Origin of the sequence: Pelomonas lactea (assembly GCF_043555885.1) — a bacterium.
Lineage (GTDB): Bacteria > Pseudomonadota > Gammaproteobacteria > Burkholderiales > Burkholderiaceae_C > Pelomonas > Pelomonas lactea.
In genome coordinates, this window is sequence record NZ_JBIGHX010000005.1 from 349,938 (window position 1) to 357,426 (window position 7,489).

Genomic DNA, 7,489 nt, shown 5'->3' on the forward strand with positions numbered 1-7,489 from the left:
GGAGTCAGGCGAAATCCAGGCTCAGCTCCACGCGGTCGCCCACGCGCAGCGTGCCGGCGCCGCTGCCGCGCGCATAGATGCCGAACTGCACCGGCGCGCCTGGTGCCCTTTCGGCGCTGAGCCGTACCAGCGCGTCCATCACCGGCGGCTGCGGCTCGGCGGTGGCCGGGTCCACGGTGGGCATCACGCAGCGGACGCAGACGCTCGTGCGGGTCAGCGTCAGCGTGCCGATGCGGGCCTGGGTCATCAAGTCCTCGATGAACGGCGGCAGGTCGCCACCGTCGTCGGCGGTCAGCACGATGTTGGGCCGTGCGCGTTGCGCGGCGCCGGCCAGGGGCTGGGGTGTGGCGTCGCGCCAGGCTTGCAGCGACGCATCGCCCACCAGGTGCAGCGCGTTCAGCATGGGCCGGCGCTGAGCCGCGTGGCTCAGGCGCACGAGGCGCAGCGGCTCGCCGGTGCATGCGCGCAGCAGTGCGGCTGCCGCGTCGCCGGCGTCCCAGGCCTGGATGCGGTCGAAGCCCTTGATGCCGTCGTTCCATGCGTTGACGGTGACCGCGTCGCCGCCCTCCACGGGCAGCGTCAGTTCGTGGCCTTCCGTTCTCAGCATGAGCCCGCCGTTCGCCAGCGACGCGTGGAGCAGCGCCAGTCGCGGGAAGGCGCCCATCCACGTCAGTTCGCCATCGGCGGTGACGACACCCCAGCCGCGGTCGCCCGCGGGCCAGCCTTCGGCGTCGAGCACCAGCGTGTCGACGGCCTCACCGGCGCAGGATTTGACGGGGTAGCGCCAGAGGCTGGCGATGCGGGCGGTCAGGTCAGTCATGGTGCATTCCGAGATTGGCGGGCCAAGCGCCGGGCCGATCCCAAGCCGTCCCCTCGGGGGACCGACCGGACTGGACCGCGTTCAACGAGGCGAGGCTGGGCGAGGGGTTCAACGATTTCGCGGCGTGATGGGCGTCTCCGGCACCGGGTAGCCGGCAGCCCCAAAGGTCGCGACGATGGCCTTGTGGGTGTCGAAGTAGACCTGCCAGTAGTGGTCGGTGTGGCAGTAGGGCCGCACGCACAGCAGCGGACCCTCGGGCGTGAACTGCAGGATCTCGATGTCGGGCGCGGGCGTGGCCATCACGTTGGGGATGGCGGCGATGGCGGGGCGCAGCCGGGCGATGGCGTCCAGCGGGTCCACCGAGTTGGCGACCTTGGCGACGCAGTCGACGCGGCGGTGCGGCAGCGTGGAGTAGTTCTGGATGGAGCCGCTGAAGACGGTGTTGTTGCCGACGATGGTGTGCACGTTGTCGGGGCTGGTGATGGTCGTGCCGAACAGACCGATCTCGGTGACGGTGCCGGTCACGCCGCCGGCCTGCACGAAGTCGCCCACCTTGAACGGTCGCAGCACCTGCATGAAGACGCCCGCGGCGAAGTGGGTCAGCAACCCGCCCCAGGCGGTGCCGATGGCCAGGCCCGCGCCGGCCAGCAGCGCGGCAAAAGACGTGGTCTTGACGCCGAAGATGTCCAGGATGGACAGGATCAGCACGATGTTCAGCAGCACGCTGAGGATGGAGCGCAGGTAGGTGACCAGCGTCGAGTCGATGTGCCGGCCGCGCAGCAGCGCCGCCGAGAACAGCCGCAGCGCCAATGAAATGAGCCACCGGCCCACGACCCAGGCGGCGATGGCCGCCAGCACCTTGAGGCCGAAGTCGGCGCCCTGGGTGCTGAGAAACTGCCAGACGGCTTCGGTGTTCATCATGTCAGGTACTCCCATTGAATTCTTCCGCATCCTCTCAGCCGAAGCGACCCGCTGCCAACCCCGCAAACCCCGAGCCTGAGCGACGGCTGGTCGGCCTGGCACCGGTTTTCGACGCGCGCGCGTGGCTGCTGGTGCTGGGGAGCTTCCCCGGCGCGGCGTCTCTGCAGGCGGCGCAGTACTACGCGCATCCGCGCAACGCGTTCTGGCCCGTCATGGCGGCGTTGACCGGCGAGGCCGGGCTGGCCGCGCAGCCGTATGCCGAGCGGCTGCAGGCGTTGCGCCGCCACCGCATCGCGCTGTGGGACGCCGTGGCCGCCTGCCGCCGCGAGGGCAGCCTGGACACGGCCATCCAGGCCGCCGAACCCAGTGACCTGCGCGAGCTGGTGGCGCGCCTGCCGCAATTGCGGGCCATCGCCTGCAATGGTGCGCTGGCGCACAGGCAGACGCTGCTGGCTCTGGGTGCTCAGCAACTGCCGGTGCTGCGCCTGCCGTCCACCAGCCCGGCCCATGCCGGCCAGAGCCTGCCGATGAAGGTCGATGCCTGGCGCGCCGCCGTGCAGCTTTACCTGTCGTAGCAAGTCACGGCACCGCTGCCGGGGCGGCGTTGGCCTAGGATGCGCCGCCAATGAAAACCAAGACACCGACCTGGGGCCCCGCCACGCTGAGCGAGTTCGACGGCGTGCGTTTCCTGCACCTGGACTCGATCTGGGTGCAGGGCGCGATGCGTATCCGCAAGCCCGATCAGCTGGAGCTCGAATACATCCAGCGCATGTGCGCCTGGATGCTGTGGCGCGACGAGGCGTCGCTGGGCGAGGGACACGCGGTGCAGCTGGGACTCGGGGCCGCGGCGCTGACGCGCTTCTGCCACGGCCAGCTCAAGATGCGCACGACCGCCGTGGAGATCAACCCCGAGGTCATCGCCGCCTGCCGGCAGTGGTTCCGCCTGCCGGCCAACGATGCGCGGCTGAACGTCGTCAACGCGGACGCCGGCCGCTGGGTCGCGGACGACGCGAACCTGCAGACCGTGGATGTGCTCAACGTGGATCTGTATGACCACGACGCTGCATCACCGGTGCTGGACGACGAGGCCTTCTACGCGGCCTGCCGCGGCGTGCTGGCCGACGGTGGGCTGATGACGGTCAACCTGTTCGGCCGCAGTGCCAGCTTCGCCCGCAGCGCGCAGCGCATCGCGCGTGCGTTTGGCTCCAGTCAGGTCTGGAGCCTGGCGCCGACCAAAGAGGGCAACACGGTGGTCGTCGCGGGCCGCGGCGTGCAGGTGCCGGACCGCGAGGTGCTGGAGCAGCGCGCGGCTACCATCGAATCGCGCTTCAAGCTGCCCGCCCGCAAGTGGCTGCGCCTGGTGCGGCCGCTGCCCATGAGCATCATCCAAGCGCTTTGACGACCGACAAGATGACTCCCAAGCCGAAAACCGCTGCCGCCCCGTCGTCCGCCAAGCCCGAAGGCCGCCTGGAATGGCGCCAGTTGCTGAAATGGCTGCTGCGCGACGGCCTCATCGACGAGGCGCAGTCGCAGCGCACCGAGCAGCGCTTCGCGGCGGGAGACAGCTCGCTGCACCCGCTGGTGCGCCTGGGGCATGCCAGCCTGGTGCACCTGGCCACCGGCAAACCGCTGGACGTGGACGCGCTGTCCGAGTGGCTGGCCACGCGGGTAGGCATGCCCTATCTGCGCATCGACCCGTTGAAGGTCGACGTGGGCCGCGTGGGCGACGTGATGTCCATTGGCTACGCCGAGGCCAAGCGCTGCCTGCCGGTGCAGTTCGGCATCAATGACGTGACCATCGCGACCTCGGAGCCGTTCGACACCGGCTGGGTGGCGCAGATCGAGTCGCATGTGCGCAAGCCCATCAAGCTGGTCATCGCCAACCCGCTGGACATCGCGCGCTACACGACCGAGTTCTTCACGCTGGCCCGCTCGGTGCGCCAGGCCGCCAAGGCGGGCGAGCAGAGCCAGGTGGCCAGCTTCGAGCAACTCGTCGAGCTGGGCAAGAGCAACAAGCAGCTGGATGCCAACGACCAGGGCGTCGTGCAGGTGGTGGACTGGCTCTGGCAGTACGCGTTTGACCAGCGCGCATCGGACATCCACCTGGAGCCGCGCCGCGACATGGGCGTCATCCGCTTCCGCATCGACGGGGTGCTGCACACGGTCTACCAGTTGCCGCCCACCGTCATGGCGGCCATGACCTCGCGCATCAAGCTGCTGGGGCGCATGGACGTCGTCGAGAAGCGCCGCCCGCTGGACGGCCGCATCAAGACGCGCAACCCGGCGGGCGATGAAGTCGAGATGCGGCTGTCGACGCTCCCCACGGCCTTCGGCGAGAAGATGGTCATGCGCATCTTCGACCCCGACACGGCGGTCAAGGATCTGGCGTCGCTGGGCTTCGGCCAGCATGATTCCGAGCGCTGGGAGGGGCTGGTCAAGCAGCCTCACGGGATCATCCTCGTGACCGGGCCGACGGGCTCCGGCAAGACGACGACGCTGTACTCCACGTTGAAGCGCCTGGCCACCGACGAGGTCAACGTCACGACCATCGAGGACCCGATCGAGATGATCGAGCCTGCGTTCAACCAGACGCAGGTGCAGAACGTGCTTGACTTCGGGTTCGCGGAAGGCCTGCGCGCCCTGATGCGCCAGGACCCGGACATCATCATGGTCGGCGAGATCCGCGACCTGGAGACGGCCGAGATGGCCATCCAGGCCGCGCTGACGGGTCACCTCGTGTTCAGCACGCTGCACACCAACGACTCGGTGTCGGCCATCACGCGCCTGCTGGACCTGGGCGTGCCGAGCTACCTGCTCAGCGCCACCATCATTGGCGTGCTGGCGCAGCGCCTGGTGCGCACGCTGTGCCCGCACTGCAAGCAGCCCGACCCGACCGTCACGCGCGAGAGTCTGAACGAGCTGGTCAAGCACTGGCGCCTCGGCGGCGGCGTGAAGCCCTACAAACCGGTGGGCTGCCTGGAATGCCGCAACACCGGCTTCCGCGGCCGTGCCGGCCTTTACGAGTTGCTGACAGTGACGGAGGGCGTGAAGGCGACGTTGAACGACCTGCCCGCACTGCGCCGCCAGGCCACACAGGAAGGCCTGCGGCCCCTGCGCCTGGCCGGCGCCATGAAGGTGGCCGAGGGTGTCACCACCATCGAGGAGGTGCTGCGCAGCACCCCGGCCTGGGAAGGCTGATACGTGTAATCCACAGCACGGCGCGAGAGGTCGGCTGACAGAATTCCTGCACCTAACAGAGCGCCCTCCCGCGGCGTTTGGAGACAAGAGCAATGAAGATCAAGAGCCAGCGGGACTTCTGGTCCGGGCTGATGTTCCTGGTGGTCGGCGTGGCGTTCGCATGGGGCGCCACGGACTACTCTTTTGGCACCTCGGCGCGACCGGGGCCCGGGTACTTCCCGTTCGGCCTTGGCATCCTGCTGGCGCTGCTGGGGGCGATGGTGCTGTTCAAGGCGCTGACACTGGAGTCGGAGGGCGGCGACCCGGTCGGTGCCATTGCCTGGCGGCCGCTGGTGGTCATCATCCTGGCCATCGTCGTGTTCGGCGTCGCGCTGCCGCGCCTGGGTCTGATCATCACGCTGCCCATCACCATCCTGCTGTCGTCGCTGGCCGGCAGCGAGTTCCGCCTTCGCGACGTGCTGTTCAGCAGCGTCGTGCTGACGACAGGCAGCTGGGCGCTGTTCATCCTGGGCCTGAAGCTGACGATTCCGGTCTGGCCCATCTACTTCAACGGCTGAGGCGCGCGACATGGACCTGCTGAACAACCTCGCGCTCGGCTTTCAGACGGCGCTGACGCTACAGAACCTGCTCTACGCATTCTTCGGAACCGTGCTGGGGACGCTGATCGGCGTGCTGCCCGGCCTGGGTCCCGTGGCCACCATCGCCATGCTGCTGCCGTCCATCTACACGCTGGACGCGACGCCCGCCCTCATCATGCTGGCCGGCATCTATTACGGCGCGCAGTACGGCGGCTCCACCACCGCCATCCTGATCAACGTGCCGGGCGAGTCCAGCTCGGTGGTCACCGCCATCGACGGCTACCAGATGGCCCGCCGCGGCCGCGCCGGCGCGGCGCTGGCCGCCGCCGGCCTGGGCAGCTTCTTCGCCGGCTGTGTGGGCACCATCATCATTGCCGCCTTCGCGCCGCCGCTGACCGAGCTGGCGTTCAAGTTCGGATCGGCCGAGTACTTCTCGCTGATGGTGCTGGGCCTTGTCGGTGCCGTCGTGCTGGCCTCCGGCTCGCTGGTCAAGGCCATTGCGATGATCGTGCTGGGCCTGTTGCTGGGGCAGATCAACACCGACGTCATCACCGGTACGGCCCGCTTCTCGTTCGACATTCCGGAACTGACGGACGGCATCGGTTTCGTCGTCATCGCCATGGGTGTGTTCGGCTTCGGCGAGATCATCGCCAACCTCGGACAGCCGGAGGAGCACCGCGAGGTGTTCACGAAGGAGGTCAAGGGACTGTGGCCTACCAAGGAGGACTTCCAGGACGCCTGGCCGTCCGTGGTGCGCGGCACGGCACTGGGCTCCATCCTGGGCGTGCTGCCCGGTGGCGGCGCGCTGTTGGCATCCTTCGCCGCCTACACGCTGGAAAAGAAGATCAACCGCAATCCGCGCGTCCCGTTCGGCAAGGGCGCCATCCAGGGAGTGGCCGGCCCGGAAAGCGCCAACAACGCCGGCGCGCAGACCAGCTTCATCCCCATGCTGACGCTGGGCATTCCTCCCAACGCGGTGATGGCGCTGATGGTGGGCGCCATGACCATCAAGGGCATCCAGCCCGGCCCTCAGGTCATGACCAGCAACCCCGAGCTGTTCTGGGGGCTGATCGCGTCGATGTGGCTCGGCAACCTGATGCTGATCGTGCTGAACCTGCCGCTGATCGGCATCTGGATCAAGCTGCTGACGGTGCCCTATCGCTTCCTCTTTCCGGCCATCGTCGTCTTCTGCTGCATCGGCACCTACTCGCTGAACAACAACGCGTTCGATGTCTACCTGACTGCTGGCTTCGCGCTGCTGGGCTACATCTTCTACAAGCTGAGCTGCGAACCTGCGCCGCTGCTGCTGGGCTTCATCCTGGGCCCCATGATGGAAGAGAACCTGCGACGCGCACTGCTGCTGGCGCGTGGCGACTGGAGCACATTCCTCACGCGACCGCTGTCGGCCGGCCTGCTGATCGCCGCAGCCTTGATGATCGTCGTGGTGATGCTGCCTTCCATCAAGAACAAGCGGGAGGAGGCTTTCCAGGAAGAGGGCTGACCGCTGCACCCGCTGACTGATAGTCGCTGCGACAAGAGAAGGGGGCCGGTGATGCGCAGCATCACCGGCCCCCTTCTGTTTTCCAGCAGAACGCGGTGGCAGGAGGCTGCAACAAGCGCTGGCAGGAAAGAAATGCCGGCGAGGGCTTTCACTTACGGAAAAACCTGTGCTACAGTCGTGGGCTTCGCTGATGAGAGCGCTGCCGGAGACGGCGCAGCAGGAGTTGGCGGAGGTTGAGGTCGAAAGACTTCAGGCGAGCTGGAGAGGCCGCCAGGTGCTGGAAAGTTCTTGAAAAGAATTTTCAAAAAGTGCTTGACGATGCCGCGAAAGCTGATCAAAATCTTGCCTCTTTGCTGCTTTCGAAGCAATTCAAAACAGCAAAGATCGCCGAGTCGGTCGCTGAATATCAGCGCGGTGTTTGAGAAAAGAAATTTTCAAAAACGCTTGACGACGAAGCGAAAGGCGGATTAG

7 protein-coding genes are annotated in these 7,489 nt (G+C 67.2%); 5 read left to right on the forward strand and 2 right to left on the reverse strand.

Features of this window, described 5'->3' with window-relative positions; all coding sequences use genetic code 11:
- Positions 1-4: 4 nt before the first annotated feature.
- Both ACG04Q_RS16745 and ACG04Q_RS16750 read right to left on the reverse strand, forming a co-directional pair.
- Entirely contained in the window at positions 5-820 is an 816-nt protein-coding gene (locus tag ACG04Q_RS16745; RefSeq protein WP_394512149.1) for an MOSC domain-containing protein, read from the reverse strand.
- Between the two features lie 108 nt (positions 821-928).
- Positions 929-1,738, reverse strand: coding sequence for a mechanosensitive ion channel family protein (locus ACG04Q_RS16750; protein WP_394512157.1), 810 nt, complete (start codon positions 1,736-1,738; stop codon positions 929-931).
- Positions 1,739-1,755: 17 nt separating this feature from the next.
- Between ACG04Q_RS16750 and ACG04Q_RS16755 the strand changes: the two genes are divergently transcribed.
- The 5 genes from ACG04Q_RS16755 to ACG04Q_RS16775 all read left to right on the forward strand — a co-directional run bounded on the left by ACG04Q_RS16755 (position 1,756) and on the right by ACG04Q_RS16775 (position 7,018).
- Positions 1,756-2,316 carry a DNA-deoxyinosine glycosylase gene (locus ACG04Q_RS16755; protein WP_394512150.1) on the forward strand — a complete coding sequence of 187 codons (561 nt, stop codon included), beginning with the start codon at positions 1,756-1,758 and terminating at the stop codon, positions 2,314-2,316.
- Positions 2,317-2,366: 50 nt separating this feature from the next.
- Entirely contained in the window at positions 2,367-3,140 is a 774-nt protein-coding gene (locus tag ACG04Q_RS16760) for a spermine/spermidine synthase domain-containing protein (protein WP_394512151.1), read from the forward strand.
- Positions 3,141-3,151: 11 nt separating this feature from the next.
- The gene (gene tfpB / locus ACG04Q_RS16765) at positions 3,152-4,939 is read left to right on the forward strand and encodes a type IV pilus assembly ATPase TfpB (protein WP_394512152.1); all 1,788 of its coding nucleotides are present in this window, start codon (positions 3,152-3,154) and stop codon (positions 4,937-4,939) included.
- Positions 4,940-5,031: 92 nt separating this feature from the next.
- Positions 5,032-5,496, forward strand: coding sequence for a tripartite tricarboxylate transporter TctB family protein (locus ACG04Q_RS16770; RefSeq protein ID WP_394512153.1), 465 nt, complete (start codon positions 5,032-5,034; stop codon positions 5,494-5,496).
- A gap of 10 nt (positions 5,497-5,506) precedes the next feature.
- A complete protein-coding gene (locus ACG04Q_RS16775) occupies positions 5,507-7,018 on the forward strand; it encodes a tripartite tricarboxylate transporter permease (RefSeq protein ID WP_394512154.1) in 1,512 nt (503 codons plus the stop codon).
- The last annotated feature ends 471 nt before the right edge of the window (positions 7,019-7,489 follow it).

Coding starts and splice junctions, on each gene's coding strand:
- tfpB (WP_394512152.1), top strand. CDS start 3,152: ATGACTCCCAAGCCGAAAACCGCTGCCGCCCCGTCGTCCGCCAAGCCC.
- ACG04Q_RS16775 (WP_394512154.1), top strand. CDS start 5,507: ATGGACCTGCTGAACAACCTCGCGCTCGGCTTTCAGACGGCGCTGACG.
- ACG04Q_RS16770 (WP_394512153.1), top strand. CDS start 5,032: ATGAAGATCAAGAGCCAGCGGGACTTCTGGTCCGGGCTGATGTTCCTG.
- ACG04Q_RS16760 (WP_394512151.1), top strand. CDS start 2,367: ATGAAAACCAAGACACCGACCTGGGGCCCCGCCACGCTGAGCGAGTTC.
- ACG04Q_RS16745 (WP_394512149.1), bottom strand. CDS start 820: ATGACTGACCTGACCGCCCGCATCGCCAGCCTCTGGCGCTACCCCGTC.
- ACG04Q_RS16750 (WP_394512157.1), bottom strand. CDS start 1,738: ATGAACACCGAAGCCGTCTGGCAGTTTCTCAGCACCCAGGGCGCCGAC.